The organism is Fimbriimonadales bacterium (assembly GCA_035559795.1).
GTDB lineage: Bacteria > Armatimonadota > Fimbriimonadia > Fimbriimonadales > ATM1 > DATMAR01.
On sequence record DATMAR010000009.1, the window covers coordinates 91,040 to 109,517 of the forward strand.

The 18,478-nt window shown below is 47.5% G+C and carries 16 protein-coding genes; 10 read left to right on the forward strand and 6 right to left on the reverse strand.

Features of this window, described 5'->3' with window-relative positions; translation table 11 throughout:
* From VNK96_05965 to VNK96_05975, 3 genes are all read right to left on the reverse strand, one after another.
* Nucleotides 1–888, reverse strand: coding sequence for an HDOD domain-containing protein (locus VNK96_05965; GenBank protein ID HWP31251.1), 888 nt, complete (start codon nucleotides 886–888; stop codon nucleotides 1–3).
* An 8-nt stretch (nucleotides 889–896) separates the two neighbouring features.
* Nucleotides 897–2,618, reverse strand: a complete 1,722-nt coding sequence (gene gspE / locus VNK96_05970) for a type II secretion system ATPase GspE (protein ID HWP31252.1) — start codon at nucleotides 2,616–2,618, stop codon at nucleotides 897–899.
* A 228-nt stretch (nucleotides 2,619–2,846) separates the two neighbouring features.
* On the reverse strand, nucleotides 2,847–3,329 hold the full coding sequence (locus VNK96_05975; protein HWP31253.1) for an N-acetylmuramoyl-L-alanine amidase: 483 nt from the start codon (nucleotides 3,327–3,329) through the stop codon (nucleotides 2,847–2,849).
* A 291-nt stretch (nucleotides 3,330–3,620) separates the two neighbouring features.
* Between VNK96_05975 and VNK96_05980 the strand changes: the two genes are divergently transcribed.
* Genes VNK96_05980 through VNK96_06010 form a run of 7 tightly spaced genes read left to right on the forward strand, consistent with a single transcriptional unit; the run spans nucleotide 3,621 to nucleotide 10,963 of the window.
* Nucleotides 3,621–4,472 carry an AAA family ATPase gene (locus VNK96_05980; GenBank protein ID HWP31254.1) on the forward strand — a complete coding sequence of 284 codons (852 nt, stop codon included), beginning with the start codon at nucleotides 3,621–3,623 and terminating at the stop codon, nucleotides 4,470–4,472.
* Nucleotides 4,473–4,475: 3 nt separating this feature from the next.
* Nucleotides 4,476–5,009: a helix-turn-helix domain-containing protein gene (locus VNK96_05985; protein HWP31255.1), complete on the forward strand. Its 534-nt coding sequence runs from the start codon at nucleotides 4,476–4,478 to the stop codon at nucleotides 5,007–5,009.
* Nucleotides 4,999–6,090, forward strand: coding sequence for a type IV pilus assembly protein PilM (gene pilM, locus VNK96_05990; protein ID HWP31256.1), 1,092 nt, complete (start codon nucleotides 4,999–5,001; stop codon nucleotides 6,088–6,090). The genes VNK96_05985 and pilM overlap by 11 nt, the downstream gene beginning before the upstream one ends.
* A 14-nt stretch (nucleotides 6,091–6,104) precedes the next feature.
* Nucleotides 6,105–6,719: a PilN domain-containing protein gene (locus tag VNK96_05995; GenBank protein HWP31257.1), complete on the forward strand. Its 615-nt coding sequence runs from the start codon at nucleotides 6,105–6,107 to the stop codon at nucleotides 6,717–6,719.
* On the forward strand, nucleotides 6,716–7,447 hold the full coding sequence (gene pilO / locus VNK96_06000) for a type 4a pilus biogenesis protein PilO (GenBank protein ID HWP31258.1): 732 nt from the start codon (nucleotides 6,716–6,718) through the stop codon (nucleotides 7,445–7,447). The genes VNK96_05995 and pilO overlap by 4 nt, the downstream gene beginning before the upstream one ends.
* Complete coding sequence (locus VNK96_06005; GenBank protein HWP31259.1) at nucleotides 7,434–8,054, forward strand: hypothetical protein; 621 nt, start codon at nucleotides 7,434–7,436, stop codon at nucleotides 8,052–8,054. The genes pilO and VNK96_06005 overlap by 14 nt, the downstream gene beginning before the upstream one ends.
* Nucleotides 8,054–10,963 carry a hypothetical protein gene (locus VNK96_06010; GenBank protein HWP31260.1) on the forward strand — a complete coding sequence of 970 codons (2,910 nt, stop codon included), beginning with the start codon at nucleotides 8,054–8,056 and terminating at the stop codon, nucleotides 10,961–10,963. Before VNK96_06005 ends, VNK96_06010 begins: the two co-directional genes overlap by 1 nt.
* Before the next feature lie 63 nt (nucleotides 10,964–11,026).
* Here the strand turns inward: VNK96_06010 and VNK96_06015 are convergent, their stop codons facing one another.
* From VNK96_06015 to rpsO, 3 genes are all read right to left on the reverse strand, one after another.
* Nucleotides 11,027–11,698: a hypothetical protein gene (locus tag VNK96_06015; GenBank protein HWP31261.1), complete on the reverse strand. Its 672-nt coding sequence runs from the start codon at nucleotides 11,696–11,698 to the stop codon at nucleotides 11,027–11,029.
* A 163-nt stretch (nucleotides 11,699–11,861) separates the two neighbouring features.
* A complete protein-coding gene (locus VNK96_06020) occupies nucleotides 11,862–14,207 on the reverse strand; it encodes a polyribonucleotide nucleotidyltransferase (GenBank protein ID HWP31262.1) in 2,346 nt (781 codons plus the stop codon).
* Between the two features lie 9 nt (nucleotides 14,208–14,216).
* Nucleotides 14,217–14,498 (reverse strand): 30S ribosomal protein S15, encoded by a 282-nt coding sequence (gene rpsO / locus VNK96_06025; GenBank protein ID HWP31263.1) that lies wholly within the window; start codon nucleotides 14,496–14,498, stop codon nucleotides 14,217–14,219.
* Between the two features lie 186 nt (nucleotides 14,499–14,684).
* On the opposite strand from rpsO, the gene VNK96_06030 reads away from it, so the two are divergent.
* From VNK96_06030 to kdsA, 3 genes are read left to right on the forward strand one after another with little or no spacing between them, the layout of a single operon-like run.
* Nucleotides 14,685–15,668: a Gfo/Idh/MocA family oxidoreductase gene (locus VNK96_06030; GenBank protein HWP31264.1), complete on the forward strand. Its 984-nt coding sequence runs from the start codon at nucleotides 14,685–14,687 to the stop codon at nucleotides 15,666–15,668.
* Nucleotides 15,669–15,728: 60 nt separating this feature from the next.
* Complete coding sequence (locus tag VNK96_06035; GenBank protein ID HWP31265.1) at nucleotides 15,729–17,645, forward strand: cytochrome c biogenesis protein CcdA; 1,917 nt, start codon at nucleotides 15,729–15,731, stop codon at nucleotides 17,643–17,645.
* Between the two features lie 9 nt (nucleotides 17,646–17,654).
* Nucleotides 17,655–18,464 (forward strand): 3-deoxy-8-phosphooctulonate synthase, encoded by an 810-nt coding sequence (gene kdsA / locus VNK96_06040; protein HWP31266.1) that lies wholly within the window; start codon nucleotides 17,655–17,657, stop codon nucleotides 18,462–18,464.
* Nucleotides 18,465–18,478 lie beyond the last annotated feature (14 nt).

The following is an 18,478-nucleotide window of genomic DNA, read 5'->3' on the forward strand; positions in this document are numbered from 1 at the left end:
CTAAAAACTCGATGACGAACGCTCTGCGACCGCATCTTTGCAATGCTGAAAAAGTTGTTCTTTGCTATCTTCGGATAATGAAAGCGTTTTGCTAACCCATTCCTCGAGACAAATTTCGAGATTCCCCTTCCCGAGTGCATGGGCAATCTCGCTGCCGAAAGCCGTAATGGCTACACTGTTCAAAAATTGACATTTGTTCCTTAAGGAAAAGCCGTTCGGTGCATGGTGATGTTCAATCACTTCGATGACCATGCGCGGTAGATTCCAAAGTTTTGCCGCCGCTGCTCCTATTTCCGTGTGGTTGCAGCCATAAACCGACTTTTCGGCATCTAAGATGGAAGCCCCCCCTTGCACTAATTGTTCTACGTCGCTATAAGATGCTCGTTTCGAGCGGTCTAAAAGGGGTTTTCCGATGTCGTGCAAAAGTCCGCAAGTATAAGCGTCCTCTGGCTGCATCCCTCCCAGTTTCTCGGCAATGACTTTGCAGCAAACCGCGCTATCTACGCTGTGGCGCCACCAATCCCTGCGTCGTAAACTTCCGATATCCGCTTTTCCTAAAAACAAATCGAAAGCCCCCACCGTCAGTGCGAGTTGGCGAATTGTTCTAAAACCTAAAAAAGTAGTCGCTTCGCGTATGGACGTAAGTTTCCTGGGCAGAGCATAAAAAGCGCTGTTCGCCAAAATCAACACTTTGCTCGAAAAACCTGGGTCTATGGAAATTACGCGTTCTATTTCCTGCGCCGAAGAATTGTTCGAGCCGGTGAGTTGAATCACTTTATAAACCACTTGTGGAAGCGCGGCCAATTCTCTCGCTTCTTCGAGAATCGCTTCGATGGCGGAATGAGTTTCATCCGGCCATTCCGGTAAAGGATTAGGAATAGAAGACATTTATCTCCTCACGCATAAATCACCCTTACTACTTCCTCCACCGTTGTGTCTCCGCGAAGGATTTTTTGCAGCGCGTCTTCGGGTAGTGTGCGCATGCCGTTTTGGACCGCTAATGTACGGAGAACATGAGCAGGTTCCTTTTTCAAGATGCGATCCCTAATCTCATCGGTATAAATCATCAATTCATGAATGCCTGTACGTCCTTTGTAACCGGTTTGGAGACAATGGTCACAGCCAGCACCGCGGAATAAATTTAATGACTTATCTATGCTTGTCCCCATATCCTCCTCGAGCGGAAATCCGTAACGAAGAAGCGTTTCTCGAGGGACGGTGTACGATTCACGGCATTTCGTGCAAATTGTTCTGACAAGCCGCTGTGCTTGCACCGCTATGATAGAAGAAGCAATCAAAAAGGGTTCGACGCCCATGTCCATCAAACGAGTTGCAGCGCTTGCGGCATCATTGGTATGAAGAGTGCTTAACACTAAGTGTCCTGTGAGTGCCGCTTCCATCGCTATCGTTGCGGTTTCTGAATCGCGCATTTCACCGACCATGATGACGTCCGGGTCTTGACGTAGCATGGCTCTTAATCCCGCAGCGAATGTCATTCCTGCTTTCACATTGACATTGCATTGGTTTATGCCAGGAATCTCGTATTCCACCGGATCCTCTATCGTGATGATGTTTCTTTCGGAACTCATGATTTTGTTCAAGATGGAATACAACGTCGTTGATTTTCCTGAGCCGGTGGGGCCCGTTATCAAAATAATTCCGTAAGTGCGTGAGCAAACGTCTTCGAGTGAAGATAAGGTATCCGGCAAGAAACCCAATTTATTAAGTCCTATCATCACGTTACCTTTATCCAAAATTCGGAGAACCACTTTCTCGCCGTGCACCAGAGGAAGTGTGCTCACGCGAAAATCGTATTCTTTTCCTTGAATCACCGCAGAGATTCTGTTGTCTTGGGGAACACGCTTTTCTGCGATGTCCATATTTGCCATAATTTTGAAGCGGCTAATAAGGGGGGCTTGCACGCGTTTCGGCATGTCCATGATTTCGTGGAGAACACCGTCAATTCGATAGCGAACTTGCACTTTGTCTTTGTAAGGCTCGATATGAATGTCGCTTGCTCTATCGGTTACGGCTTGATTGATAATCAGATTCGCAAGCCGAATGATGGGGGCTTCCTCTCCTAATTCTTTGAGTTGCGCAGCGCTGAGTTCTTCTTCACCGTCCGTTTTATTGAGTTGAACTTCACCATCGTATTCGTTTAAAACGCCTTTTAACGTATCGGAAACCGCCGTTTCTTTTGCGTAAATTGCATTGATTGCAGCGACTAAGTCTTCTTCGACGGAAATTAAGGGCTCGATTTCATATCCGGTAACCATCCGTAGTTCGTCAATGACGAAAATATCGAGCGGATTCACCATCGCCACTTGCAGACGGTTATTAACGATAGATAAAGGCAAAACCTTGAAGCGTTTTGCGAAGGCTGGGCTCAATAAAACCACGGCTGTGGGATCCGGCTTGTTTTCGCTTACATCCGCGAATTCCACACCCCACATCAGCCCCATGCATCGAACACGGTCTTTCTCGCTCAAATAGCCCATCTGCACGAGCAAGTCGCCGATAGGTTGTTGTGTGCCGAGTTCTTTTTGTTTCGAGAGAGCCTCTCGAAGTTGCTCCTCGGTGATTACTCCTTGCTGTACGTAGATTTCACCGCTAAGCATGCCGCGTCTCCTGTGTGAAAAATCGATAGCATGCGGAAGGCGACGAGCTAGCGCTTACGTCGCTCCAGCGGATGCAATGCCCTTGTTTAAAAAATAATCCCAAAGAAAACCCTCTACCCGTCGTATTTATGTTCCACATTCGCTTTGTATTCGACCCTGTCAATATCACCTGCAAGAATGGGTGTCGCGTGAACACCTTCCCGAATCATCTAAATAGATAATCGGCGTTTAGCGATTTGTTTTTCCTAAGAGACTTTGCAGGATTTCAGACGGGAAACCCTTAGGGTCGTCTTTTCTTCCCAAGGGTCGTGCGATTTGGGCGTGGGTTACGATGTTACGAATCGGGTGCCGCGAAATAATCTCTTCTACTAAAAATTTCAAGGCTGTAATTTGAGGAGAAGGATAAACATCGAAGCCGCTATTTTTATTCACGAGTTCGATGCCGATGGAGAAATCATTTACATTTTTTCGTCCGTCGGGCATCTCCGAAACCCCAGCATGCCATGCGCGCTTGCTTTCCTCTACGTGCTGCACGGTGGTGCCATCGCGGTCAATCGTGTAATGAGCGGAAACTTTGGATTCAGGTTTTGAAAAATGTTCAATCGTTTCCTCGAGGGAATCGAAAACCGTCGCATGGAGAACAATCGTATCTATAACCGCGTCCCGGGGTCTTTCATCATAATTCGGGGAAGGGTTCCACGATTTTTTCATAAATTTTCCGTCACACTTTCGAGGCTCCGGTTGTTGAGACTTTTTCTAAATTATGGAATATCGAGTGTGTGCAAAGCCCTTGTTGTAGGAGCGGCATAAGCCGCGATAGATATAGGAGTGGCGTAAGCCCGATAAAAAGTGTTTGTAGGAGCGATGTAATCCGCGACTAATAGACGTCGTGAAAGTTTTTTTCTCTGATTTTCTCCCATTCAAACTTCATCCAACCCTACAGGTTGGTGGGATTTCATCCGAAACTCTACCTGGGCTTCCCGCCCGCAAAGGATAAACCTAATGTACGAAGCCTATTGGGGATTACAAGAACCACCTTTCAGTCTTACGCCGGATCCTCGTTTTTTATATCTGAGCCGCGCTCACGAGGATGCCCTTATGATGCTTCATTACGCGATTACCAGGAATAAGGGAGCGGCGATGCTCTGTGGCGACATCGGATTAGGAAAAACCACGATTAGCCGCAAATTGATAGAAATGATTGACCCACTCGCGTACCAGTTCGTTCTCATCGTGAACCCCATTCTCACTCCTACGCAAATGCTGGGAGAAATCCTTTCACAACTGGGGATCGAGCCCACATCACGCAACCGACAAGTTTTAGTTCAACAACTTCATTCCCATCTCCTCGACAATTACTGCAGGGGGAAACGGGTGATTGTTCTTATAGACGAAGCACACCTTATTCGCTCTTCCGCAACTTTGGAAGAACTTCGTCTTCTCCTTAACTGCCAAATGAACGACCAGTTCCTCGTCAGCCTCGTTCTGTTAGGGCAATTGGAATTGAAGAAGAAAATCGAAAAGGTTCCTGCTTTGAATCAAAGAATCGCAGTTCGCTATGCCCTCCAGCAATTGGATATTCAAGAAACAGGCGCAATGATCGAATTTCGACTTAGGACCGCAGGATACACAGCAGAACAAATTCCATTTACACCCGATGCCATTTTCGAAATTCACAAAGTCACGGGGGGGACACCACGACTGATCAGTCAGGCAGCCGATAATGCCCTTCTTGTTGGATTCGTCCAGAACCTAAAACGAATCGATGGCTTTACGATGCATTCCATCCTTTGTGAAGATAACGAACTCGGAAGTAAGAACGATCTAAGTAGCGAAACAAGAAAGGCAGCATAAATCATGCACCTCGTTGACGCAATTCGACTGGCGCAAAAACAAGCGCAATCGGGAAAAAACAAAAACACGGTTCCCGAAGATTTCACACGCCAAAACACAGAATTCACTCCTAGTCCAGTCACCGAAACGGAAACTACAACAACGGAAATTACAACCATGAATACAAAAGATACAACTCCTGAACCTGTTACTCCTGTCGTAGCAAACTCCGGAGGCAGCGTCGTTCGTCTCGAGCTCTTCCTTTCCCCAGAGCAAATGCATATGATGCTCAGAGGAATTCTCCAAGGCGCACACACCGTTATGACGCTTCGAGAAGCGGCACAGCATCTTCGCATTCCATCACAAACGCTGCTTCACCTCGCAGAGTCTGGGGAAATCCCTGCGTTTATGATCGATGGCCAATGGAGATTTGCAAGATATGCGGTAGACGAATGGATAACCCTCCAAACACTTCACGGCAAGACTGAAACAAACCTTCATGGCAGTAGTAACGAAATAAGTCGCGATGATAAGGAGGAGGATGTCAATGCCGCTTAACTTTTTCAAAGCACAAAAGCGAATCGGGCTCGACATTGGCCATTCGAACATTAAAATCGCGCAGGTCGAACCCACTTCGACGGGATACCTAATCCAAACGATGCATTCCATCCCGACTCCTCAAAATGCGGTCCAGGATTCGGTTGTAGTGGATATCGATGCAACTGCTGATGCAATCCGGCAACTTTTGAGACAAGCGAGAACAGATGCAAACACCGCACATCTCGCCGTGGCAGGACCCACCGTGATCGTGCGAACGGTGAAAATGCCGCAAATGCCCGAAGCGGCTCTTCGAAAATCTCTTCGTTTCGAAGCGGCGCGCTACGTTCCCTCTTCCGTAGAGGATTCTTATGTCGAATGTGAAATCATCGGGAATTCGAGCGATGGACAAATGGACGTACTCATTGTCGCATCACCGAAAGACATCGTCGAAGGAAGAATTGCCGCTGCTGAATCTGCTGGGCTCGAAGTCGATATTGTAGACATCGAAGCCTTTGCATCTTACCGAGCATTCGTCGAAGCAGACTCGGATTTCCAACCTACAGGACCCTTCGTTTTAGTGGATATCGGAGGACAAATAACAGACGTTAGCGTGGTAGACGGGGGGAAGTTCGCTCTCACGCGTTCGATTCCTATGGCTGGCGAAGCGCTGACCAACGCCCTTCAATCCTATTTCAAACTATCTTATGAAGAAGCGACACAAGGCAAGCTCGTGCTCGATTTGCGTCCACTCATAGATACGCAAGGACCTATGGAAAACCCCCCCCTTAGAGTCGTGCAGCCTTTAATTGACGAATTGATTCGTGAAATTAGGCGCTCGATTAACTATTATCAATCCCAGCAGGGGGATACGCGGGATAAAAAACCTTCTCAATTGATTCTCACAGGCGGAAGTAGTCAGATGACAGGTCTTCCTGAATACCTCAGCCATAAACTCGGGCTTCAAGTGATTACACCGAATTTCTTCATGAACCCGCACTTTACTTTCGAAGAACCTTCGGAAAACATCGAGCAGTGCGCTTTTGGCGTTGCGCTCGGACTCGCTATGCATAAATCCCAAAAAATGGTTGCCGCGGCATAAGGGGGTTGTTAACAATGCCTTCAATCAATCTAATTGCAGAACAACGTCAAATCAAACGCGATGCGGAACGAAGAGTCCGTAAATGGATGTCCGCCTCCGGAGCAGTGTTCGTTTTTGGCGGTTTGATTTTTGGATTCTTTTGGTTCCAAACACAACGCGCGCATTCCGAACTCAGAGACCTAAAAGCGCAAGAAGAAAGATTAGTACCGATAAAAGAACAACTTGCACTCGCTTCTCAAGCGCTCAAAGAACTCGAACCGAGACTCCGAACTCTCGAAAGAGCAAGACAAGCAACGCAACAATGGAATCGGGTTCTGGAGCACATCAGTTATGTCATGCCAGAAAACACATGGCTCACGAATCTACGAAGCACACCTTCTAAGGATGACAAACCCGTTGAAATTCAATACACCGGCATGAGCGCAAGCCAAGACCTCATCGGTGAATTGATGCTTCGACTTCAAAAGTGCCCTGACCTTACGGATGTCTCACTCAAATACACCGACCAACGCAGAACATCGCAAGGCCTCGGGCTGGAATATCAAATTGTCTCTCTCCTGGCTAATAGCGGCACAACTGCCGAAAATAAAACACAAGCAACAAACAGTAACCCAGGAGCCACCTCATGAATAAGACTTTCCCTTCTCCGACTCCATTCATTGTTTTGACATTCGTTCTTTTCGTCACTGCCTCCGCCCTCGGCTATTGGCAATACACGAAAATGAGCAGTGTACAAAGCAATGTCGAAAAACTTTCAAACGATTTGCAAAACGCACAACAACTTCAAGCGAAAGCGCTACGTGTAAAACTGATTCTCGCTGAATCTCTCGAAAAACTTCAGCATCTCGAGGCAGGAGTTTCTACTGCCGCTTATGTCCCAACCCTTCTCAAAGAATTAGAATCCGTAGGAAGATCTTGCAATCTCGAAATCATCGGGGTTCGCCCTCTTCCTATGAACACCGACAAGAAAAAGAAGAAATCAGACGACGAAAACAAATCTTCTGAAACCATTCAGCGTAAGCCTTATCAAGAATTAGACCTCGAAGTCAAATCTCAAGGCTCTTTCCAAAATCAAATGCTTTTCCTACAAAGGTTGCAGGACTTTCCTAAAATCGTGGGCGTCCAATCCGTCAGCATCAACCCTAAAATGGGCAAAGACGGAAAAACAATCTCATCCCTCGAAGCGGTTTTCGTGATTCGCGTTTACGTCTTCACGATTCTCAATCCTGCAGCCGCGCTACAAAACTCGACGAGACCGAATTCCCCCCTGAACTCATCCAATCTTCAATCCGAAACAAGAACTACGATTCCGAATAATTCATCGAACATGGGAGAAAACCCGAATGCAAGCAGATAAACGAAAAATTATCGTCGTCGCGGTGCTTCTTGTAGCCTTACTTGCTGTAGGAGTTTGGCAGTTTATGGGGACTTCCTCTTCGTCAACGGAAGAACGGAAGGATTCCCAGACAGCGAGGAAAGAACCTAAAGATCTTCCGCAAGAAGAGCCGCAAAATTCAGCAATTCGTTATGCTGAAATGGGTCTCGTTCGTAAAGACCCTTTCCAAACAGGATCTCTGCCTGAAGACCCTTCATCGACATCGGACGATGGAAATGTGGTCGTCGCCCCACCGGAAGAGAACAATCCTCCGAAGGAAACTCGTCGTCCAACGATTCGTCCGAATATCAATACTTCCGTTCCTCTATTCGACCCGAATCAACCTGGAACGGTTACGACTCCGTCAGCACCCGCTCGCAGTCCTGACGAATTTACTTACACTTTGATAGGAATTGTGGAAGGACCGAATCCAGTCGCCGTTTTTCAAAACGATTCTGGACAACAAAAAATGGTTCCGCTCAATTCCTTTGTCGAAAAAAATAGTCGTGTCGTAGCGATTCGTAATGGAAAGGTGACGGTGCGACACAATGGAAAAACTTTGACGTTCTCCGTGGGAGGTAAGCAGTGATGAACTTCATCAAACACATCTTCGCAATTTCTTTGCTCGTAGCGACAGCATCTCTCGCTTCCGCGCAATCGAAAATCACTTCGATTACGTATGAAGCATCGCAAAATGGGTGCATCGTTCGAGTTACAGGTGAAAACCTAAAGTCGCCGAAACCTTTCAAAGCATACAAAGGTAAATTCTGCGTCTATGATTTTTCCGCGGTTTTGAAAACGAAACCCCTCCGCATACATGTCGCTCGAGGTGGCGTAGATTTCATTAAGGCTGCGCAATTCAAAACCAAACCACCGATTGCCCGTGTGGTTGTCAGCGTCCAATCGGAGCAAACCCCTTCGATTTCGACGATCCCGAACGGCTATCAAATCATAGTCAATGCCATTTCACAAGGAAGAGGCAATGCGGTGGTTGCTCCCGTCGTGCAGATTGTCGAGGAGAAAAATTTCCAAGCATCCGCTATCCAAGACGCTATCGCGATGAAACAAGCGGAAGCAGCGCTCACCAATAACTCGAAGGGAAATAAGCAATCCCAGGGCAAACAATCCCATGGAAAAAATTTGGCAAAGCCTATTTCCGTCTCACGATCGCAATCCGTCTCAAAATCGACTAGAAAAAATATTCCTACTACCGAGGGACATGCTCCACAGATTAACACTCCCATTGTCGAGAAGGGAATCAAAGGGCTCATTGTTCAGAAGCCAGATTGTGTCGCTTCGCCTACACAACCCAAAACGATTCAAAACGTGCAACAAACGCAAGGTAATAAGAACTCGATAGCGAAAAGCACGATTACGACGCAACGAATCACTGCAAGCGATGCGAGCAAAGGTGCGAACAAAAGCCCGAGAAAATCTACCAGGATTACACTCGATTTCTACGATACTGAAATTGTCTTCATCCTGAAAGCATTGGCAGTGCAAACAGCATCGAATATCGTCACTGCTCCTAATGTTCAAGGAAGGATGTCCATATCGTTGAGAGATGTCGACTTGGAACAAGCGTTGGACCTCACGACAAAGCTCTCTGGCTATCGCTATGCGAAAATTGCAAACACGTATGTCGTAGGCACTCCCGATTTCTTGATGCGTCTTCTCGTTCACGAGAAAGGCGTTACCGGGATAAGCACGACGACTCGTGTCATTCCTCTCGCAAGTAGAAAAGCAGGAGAAATCAAACGCGCTGTGATAAAGGCATTGGGCTTAGACGCTGTGAATGAAACTCTTCGCATCGTCCATCCCATGGAACAAGGCGAACCGGAAGATGGGGGGGCTAGTGCGCAAAAAGGCGCTTCGACCTCTCCGACGAGCCTCTTAGGAGGAGGAAGCGTTTTGGACGTGAATGGAGGAGCCGGTGGAGCTCCACCGCAAGACCCGAATGCGCAACCCAGCGGTAACGGCAATCAGGGTCAACAAGGGGGGGCACAAGGCGCGACTCCAAAACCTTCTGCGAATGCACTGGAAGGTGACGCAGACTATCTGATTCTTATCGGTGATAGAGGCAGGGTCGAACAAGCGGCTACGATGATCACAGAACTCGACACGGCTCTTGCCGAGATGTCCGGTATCTCCATGAACGGTGAGGTTGATTTGAAACCGGTAACCATGACCTACCTCGTTCGTGGAGGAAAAGCCGAAGATATGGCAAACGCAATCAGCGCAATAGCCGGCTCCGTACGAGTCGTGGCGACTCCGAAAAGCAGTCGCGCAGAACAGTCCATCGTGCTCAGCGGTCGCGCCGCAGATGTAAATCGTCTCATCGAGACTTTGGAGAAATTAGACAGCGTGACTACCGGAGGCCAACTCGTCTACGAGGTTTATGAAGTCAAGTATGCCGACCCGCGCGCCTTACGCGACAGGTTGCTCATGACTTTCGAAGCATTGAACGTAGTCGTGGGACCTGAAGACGTCTCCGGTCTCAGTTATGCCCCCCCTGGACAAAAAGCAGAAGGCACAGGAGGAGCGACGGCGGGTGACACGACTTCCACGAAAACCATTTCTGGTGTGGGTACTACTGGCACTCCTGTTTTCGATGATAGAGAACCGGCTGCAGTTCCCATGAAACTCATCCTCTCCGGCCCGAGGGCATTGGTGGATGAAGCTTTCAAAGTTCTTCACACGCTTGATGTTCCCGCAAAACAAGTCGCAATCGAAGCGCGTGTTGCGGATATGAGTAGGGAAGACATCGTGAAAGCGGGAATTGATTGGAATTTAATTTCCGGTGGTACTGTGAAGTTGATTCGTTTGAACAACTCGCAACCCGCAGGTTCTGATGGAAGTCCTTTCAATGAAATTCAAGTTGGCGCAAAGTCGGGAAGCACGACTCTCGACATTACTGCCACGCTCGATAAGTTTCTCAGCAAAGGAAATTTGATTTCGCGTCCGAATCTTTTAGTAACAGATGGACGCGAGGGCGTGGTGTTCATCGGCGACGTCGTGCGCTATATCAAATCCATTACTTCTGGAACAACAGGTCCATCCGTGGAAATCGGTGAAGAGGAAGTCGGCGTGAAATTGAACGTGCTTCCTCGAGTCGGAGCGGATAACACAATCAGTCTCGAAGTTCAACCTACCGTCTCGTTCATTAAAAGTTTCGTACCAACCGGGAACGGTGGGGAAGTTCCGATTACATCCGTGCGAACGACGAGAACCGTTTTGCGCGTGATGAATGGCGAAACGATTGCTATCGGCGGATTGATTACGGACGAGGATCGAAAAGAAGTTTCAGGTGTTCCTGTTTTGATGGACATTCCGATAATCGGGCAACTCTTCCGCAGGACGACGAACACGAAACGACGCTCGGAGATCGTTATTTTCATTACCGTGCGTGTTATCGAAGGTCCTGCGCACGCAAACAACAACCCGCTGCAAAACAATAATTCCCAGGCTCCGGTGAATGGGAACGGGAAAGGTAAGTAGGTCCTGAATAGTAATAAGAGGTCGGACAAGTCAGCCAGGTCAGGCTTGTCCGACCAAACAATTTTAAAACTCGTGCTCGAATAGCAACCTAAAAAGAGCAGGACCTCCATTAGAAGGAAGCCCCCCCGTCGCTAAAAGCTTCGTGCCTGCTCGAATTTTCCATGCTGCGACTGGGCCATAGTAATGCCTATTACTTTCCCAATCACCGAAAAACTCGACCCCTAAAGACAAGCCGTTTTCGAATTCACGTGCTAGTCCCATTGCATAACCCCATTCGATTTCCGAATCCCCCTCCAGTTCTTTTTCAGCGATGAGGTTCGCGGAAATCACGAAATTTCCCTCTGAGGGAAGATAAGAACCTATTGCCTTCGCTTCGAGTTTGTATTCGTCTTCTTCTCGTTCGACTTCGAAATAGAGGGCGGGCAAAATGCGATTGAACTCGAATTCCCCGATAGCATAACGTTGTTCGACTTTCCATCCAATCAATTCCATTTCTCCTTCCTCTCGTTCGAAAATCAAATAGGGAGCTATCACGTATTTGTCTGTAATCCCATACTCGAACTCGATAAGACCAGTGACAGTCCCTCCTTCTCGCTGCGTCCACCAAAGCTCGAGTTCTCGCTCTCCTTTTACAGGAGTGAACCAATCATAGGTGAACGTGAAATATCGAAGATGGGCAAAAGAAAATGAAGAGATAAAAAGCAAAAAAGACGAAGAGAATATGAGTTTTTTCATAGGCACATTTTGACCTATCATAAAATTAATTTCTACTAATCAAAAACTATTTCTTTATGGCATAAGGTTTCGGGTTGCCGATTGAAATGGGCGCATTAAAAAAGCGTTGAACAAGCAGGGCAGGTAGTAAATTGCCAAATATGTACAAGTAGTGAATTGAATCTTATCGTTTAGGGCGAAATCGAGCGCTAGTCCCACTCTCAGAATCTCGCTCTCTGCGAGGATGTTCTTCTTCTGAAGAGCGACGTCGGAACTGTGGTCTTTGCTCTTCTCGTCGGCTTTCTTGCTCTCTTTCTCCTCTTCTTGTTCTTCCATAGCCATCGCGGGGATGTCTCGGTCTTTCGCCACGTTCGTATCCTTTATCGCGGCTTCGGACGACAGCCGATGCATCTGCTTCGACGTTTTCCTTTAGTGTTTCTACTTCTTGTGGAAGACCCAAAGCGGTTAAATTAACCCTTCCTAAAGAATCCACCTCGAGAACCTTCACACGAAGAATATCGCCTACTTTGACAACTTCTTCTGCTCTGCGAATGGGTCTCGAAGAAAGGTGCTCGATAGGAACCATTCCTTCTCTTCCGGGAAGAAATTCGACCATTACGCCTTTGCTCATCAAACGAGTTACTGGCCCGACATATTCATCGCCAATTTCTGGGACTTTCACGAGTCCTTCGATCATGCGCTTAGCGCTTTCGATTGCGGCAGTGTCTTTTCCTAAAATATAAACTCTTCCATCTTGTTCGACATCTATTTCGGTGTCGGTTTCAGCGATGATACGTTTGATGACTTTTCCACTCGGACCGATGACTTCTCCAATTTTGTTGGGGTTGATTTGGATGACGACGAGTCGAGGTGCATTCGGGTTGAGTTCTTTGCGTCGTTCAGGAACAGCTTCATCAATCTTATCGAGGATGTAAAAGCGCGCTTCTCGCGCTTGTTCGAGCGCTTCTTTCAAAATGGAAATGGGAATTCCTGCGATTTTACAATCTAATTGCATCGCTGTGATTCCCTCGCGAGTGCCTGCGACTTTGAAATCCATATCTCCGCAGAAATCTTCCATTCCTTGAATATCAGTTAGAGTGATATATTGCTCTCCATCGGTCATCAATCCCATTGCGATTCCGGCAACGGGAGCTTTAATCGAAACACCGCAATCCAAAAGCGCAACACTCGAAGAGCAAACGCTTGCCATGCTCGTCGAACCATTTGATTCTAAAACCTCGCTGACGACCATCGTTGTGTAGGGAAATTCTTCACTCGGTGGAAGCACGGTTTTGAGGGCTCGTTCTGCCAGTGCGCCATGACCGATTTCACGACGTCCAGGTCCGCGCATAGGTCGTACCTCACCGACCGAATACGGTGGGAAATTATAAAAATGCATAAACGATTTTCGGTCGATTTCTTCTAATCCATCGAGGATTTGCGCCTGGTCGGGCGTCCCTAAAGTTACGACGGAAAGAACTTGTGTCTGTCCACGGGTAAATAAACCAGAGCCATGCACTTTGGGAAGGAGACCAGGTTCGATCGTTATCGGGCGGATATCTCTCGGTCCGCGTCCGTCTGGACGAAGTTTTTTCTTCAACACCAATTCGCGTACGTTTTCCTGAATGACTTTATCTATCGCTTCCGGTAATTGGAGTTGCTTTTGAGGATCATCTGCGTAAATCGTTGTGGAATAGCGCTGAACGAGTTCTCGCAATAAATCTGATAGAGCACTTTCACGCACTGTTTTGTCGGGGTTTTGAATGGCCTCGCGAATTTCTTCTCCGGATTCTCTTCGAATGGTTTCTATGACTTCGGGTTCTATTTCGAATAGCGTTACTGCGCGTTTTTCTTTTCCTGCGATTTCTCTGAATTTTTCTAATTCTTCACATATTGTTTTAATGTATTGATGTCCGAATTCCATCGCCTCGATAATTTCGCTTTCTTTTACTTCTTTAGCACCGCATTCCACCATAATGATTTTTTCTTTCGTTCCGGCGAGAATTAAATCCAATTCCCCTTCTTCGACTTCTTGAACATTCGGGAATAAAACGAAACTGCCGTTCGATTTGCCGATGCGAACCGCGCCGATTGGTCCGTTCCAAGGAATATCGCTAATCATTAACGCGGCGGATACTGCATTGACTGCGAGCACATCCGGCGGATAGTTTTGGTCTACGGCTATGGGCATCGCGATGCATTGAACGTCATGTCGCAACCCTTTCGGAAACAGAGGGCGGATGGGACGGTCCATCAAGCGAGAAACGAGAATTGCTTTTTCGCTGGGTCTACCCCCCCGTTTATTGAACCCCCCCGGTATCTTTCCGACTGCATAACGACGTTCTTCGTAGTCGCAAGTCAGAGGGAAAAAGTCGAGACCTTCTCGTGGCTCATGGCTCATCACCGCGGTAGCGAGGATGATCGTGTCGCCCATTCCGACGAGAACTGAACCATTCGCTTGCTTAGCGACGCGCCCGGTTTCTATCGAGAGGTCTTTCCCCCCGAGATTGAAGGAAATTGTTTGAATCATGTTGCCTCCTTATTGAGGCTTTTGTTCGCGTATGCCGAGTTCTTGCACTAATGAGCGATAGCGTTCGATGTCTTTGCTCATCAGATATTGCTCGAGGCGTCTTCTTTGGCCTACGAGTTTGAGAAGACCGAGTCGAGAGTGGCGGTCTTTCTTGTGAACCTTGAGGTGTTCCGTAATCTGCTCAATCCGCGCTGTGAGCAGAGCGATTTGCACTTCGGCAGAACCTGTGTCCTTTTCCGACTTTGCGTATTTTCGGAGTATTTCTGCTTTTTTCTCTTTTAGTAACGGCATCCCGCCTATAAAAGCCTCATTCTTTATTGCTTTAGTTTCCTTGTCGCCCTGCGTAGATGGCCGTTCTACACAAAGGTTCTTACGAACCACTCTGTACAACGGCGACCCATAGCAAGGGCAACAAAACCTATCATACCCCAAAATGAAAACAATTTCTAACGGTACAATCCTTTTGAATCCCCTTTTATGAGTATTCGTGTCGGAATCGTAGGTTATGGAGCCCAGTTCGATATGGGCAAACACCATGCCGAGCAAGTTCGAAAGACTCCAGGTTTATCCCTTTATGGTGTTTATGACATCCTTCCCGAACGCAGAGAGGCGGCAAGGGTCGAGCAAGAAGGCATATTCGTCTATGAAACCTACGAAGATATGCTCGCTGACCCAAAAGTGGATTTGGTGGTGCTCGTAACTCCCCATCATACTCATGCTCCTCTGAGCATCGCGGCGAGCAAAGCAGGGAAGCACGTAATTACCGAGAAGGTCATGTGCCTAAATACTCAAGAAGCAGACGAGATGATTCGGGCTGCAAACGAGGCAGGGAAGATGCTTACCGTCTATCAAAACAGACGTTGGGATGGGGATTACTTGACGGTGAGAAAAGTTTTGGAAACGAACACACTCGGAAAGGTTTTTTCGATTGAGTCATGTGTAAACGGTTGGTGGTGTCCTCCGGGTTGGCGTGGAGAAAAAGCCAAAGGAGGAGGAATGCTTTACGATTGGGGAGCGCATTTGAGTGACCAAATCGTTCAACTGGCTCACCCAGCGAAGCCGAAAACTGTTTTCGCCACCCTGCATTATGGAGGTCATCCCGTAGATATCGAGACCCACGCGACTGTCGTAGTTACCTTCGATAATGGGGTTATGGCGCAATTCGACGTTGGATGCATTAGCCACTATTCTCGCCCTCGATGGCTCATTCGTGGTGAGAAGGCCGCGCTTCTCATGAAGGATTGGCACACTGCTACGGTGAAAGGCGAGTTATGCGGTTTGGAAGGGGAGCTCAATCTCCCGGTAGAGAAAACGGATTGGCATGCTTTTTATCGCAATGTTTCCCGTCATCTCTTGGAAGGCGAAGAACTAGCAGTAAAACCGGAACAGGTTCGTTTAGCCCTTCGTATTATCGAATCGGCCTTCGAGAGCGGTGCAACAGGCAAGGCAATCGACGTCTGAATATCGTTTATGAAAAATTGGAGTTATTTCCACGCGAATCGTGTTAAAAGAAAGCGAAACGTGTTCTACCTTTCGAAAAGCATCACTACTTTCCTCATAGCGATCGTTGCAATTTCTTTTGGTTTCGCACAATCGAGCGAACAACAGGCGATCGAAAAGGGCGAATACGTTACTTGGAAAGTTTGGATTGAGCCGAAAGATGTTCGTGCAGGAGAAGGCGCTGCTCTCTATGTAAGCGCGGAAATCCGTCCGGAATGGCATATCTATTCACTTTCCCAAAAAGGCGGTCCTTTACCGACTTCTTTCTCCGTGAGTTCGGATTCTGCAGTCGTCATCAAAGGAAATATTCTCGAATCGAAGCCGAAGAAATCCTTCGATCCGAATTTCGAAGTCAACGTACAATGGCATGAAGGAAAAGGGGCTTTTTATATCCCTATAAAATTAAAACAAAATACCAAAGGGAAAGGCGTCGTCAATCTAACGATTCGATGGATGGCATGTAGCGAAACTACTTGTACCCCCCCCCAGACGACGAATATTAAATTGAATTTCAAAGTTTCTCCCGGAAAAGCACGCCCTTCGCATTTGCAGTCACCGAAACCGCGAAAAGAAATTTTATCCGTCGAGACTCACCCGGTTATTAAAACTGAAAACGAAAACAAAGAATCTTCCGGTGACGCATCCTCCAGCGATATCGAACATGCGAAAAACAGAGGTTTACTCGCGTATATTTTGCTTTCCTTTTTAGCAGGGCTCGGAGCATTGGCTACCCCGTGCGTTTTTCCCATGATTCCTATTACCGTGAGTTACTTCTCAAAAAGAGGAGAGGGGGGGAAATCGCTTCTTCTCGCGGCTACGAGTTATTGTTTGGGAATCATCGCTACGTTTACCGGTTTGGGAGTGTTCGTTTCCGCTGTTTTCGGAGGGACGAAAATCACGGATTTCGCAACGCATCCCATCACCAACCTCGCGCTCGCCCTTCTTTTCATTCTGCTTGCACTCAATCTTTTCGGGGTTTACGAAATTCGCCTTCCGAATTGGCTCGTATCGCGTTTGTATTTCGCCGGCAAACGTGGAGGTCTCGCCGGACCGTTTTTCATGGGTTTGGCGTTTACCCTCACATCTTTCACTTGCACTCTCGCATTCGTCGGTACGATTTTTGCACAGGCAGCGACAGGTGAATACTTCTATCCTTTGGTGGGGATGCTCGCTTTTAGTTTCGCATTCGCATTGCCCTTTTTCTTTTTAGCGATTTTTCCGCATTACGTAGCGAAAATGCCTAAATCGGGGGGGTGGATGGAATCCGTGAAAGTTTATATGGGCTTCATCGAACTCGTCGCCGCGGTTAAATTCTTATCCAATGCAGACTTGGTATGGGGTACATGGTTTATGCCGCGTCCGGTTTTTTTGGCGGTGTGGGTGGTTATCCTCTCGATTGCAGGGTTATATATGCTCGGATGGCTGCGATTTCCTACAGAAACCTCAAAAGACGTCCGTGGATGGGGACGAATTTCTGTTGGAGTGATAACGCTCACAGTAGCAGGTTATTTCATGGCAGGAATCGGAGGAAAACAACTCGGCGAATGGGAAGCCTTTTTGCCACCGGATAGAACGACCGAATGGCTCACCGATTATGACCAAGCCTTAACGATGGCGAAAAAAGAAGGCAAAAACATTCTCATCGATTTCACAGGGGTTACTTGCACGAACTGCCGATGGATGGAAAAGAACATGTTCACGAAACCCGAAGTTCTTTCCCAATTTCGAAATTTCGTTTTAGTAAGACTGTATACAGACAGGGTGGGCGACGAAAAGAACAAAGAATTACAAATACGATTGACCGGCCTCACGACTCTGCCAATTTACGTCATCCTTTCACCGGACGGCACCGTAATAAAACGATTCGAGGGCTCCACGAGAGATTTGAATAAGTTTTTGGCATTCCTTCAAGTCGAAAGCAGAGTGGCGTCAAGGTAAATTTTTAAAATGCATGTTCTTTCGGTCGGTGCATTGCGAATCGGCAATGGTCATCCCACCCTCATCGCAGGTCCTTGTTTGGCAGAGTCCTATGAAGTTTGCAAGACCGTTGCGGAGGAATTGACACGCATTTGTTCCGTTTTATCCGTACAGTATATTTTCAAAGCGAGTTTCGATAAAGCGAATCGAAGCAGCGTAAAAAGCGAAAGGGGTTACGGTTTGGAGGCAGGATTGAACATTCTACAAAGGATTCGAAGGGAGTTTCGCGTTCCGATTACGACGGATGTGCATTTGCCGGAGCAAGCCCCCCCTGTTGCCGAGGTCGTGGATTTGTTGCAAATTCCGGCATTTCTTTGTCGTCAAACGGATTTGCTGGAAGCGTGTGCCAAAACGGGAAAACCGGTCAACGTCAAAAAAGGACAATTTCTCGCTCCCTGGGATACGAAAAATATTATCGAAAAGTTGGACTCTTTCGGAGCGAGTGGCATCATGCTTACGGAAAGAGGGACATCGTTCGGTTACAACACACTCGTGGTGGACATGACGGGCTTGCCGATTATGCGTTCTTATGGCTATCCTGTTTGTTTCGATGCAACACACAGCGTACAAAGACCGGGGGGGGCTGGAACGGCGAGTGGGGGGAATCGTGAAGCGATTCCTTATTTGGCGAAAGCCGCAGTTGCGGTAGGCATAGATGCATTGTTCATGGAAATCCATCCTGACCCCCCTAATGCTTTAAGCGATAAAGAAACACAATGGCCACTTGCGGAGGCAGAGGCTTTATTGCGCCAAGTGATGCGCATTTGGAAAGTGGCTTAAAGAGACTTCTCTGC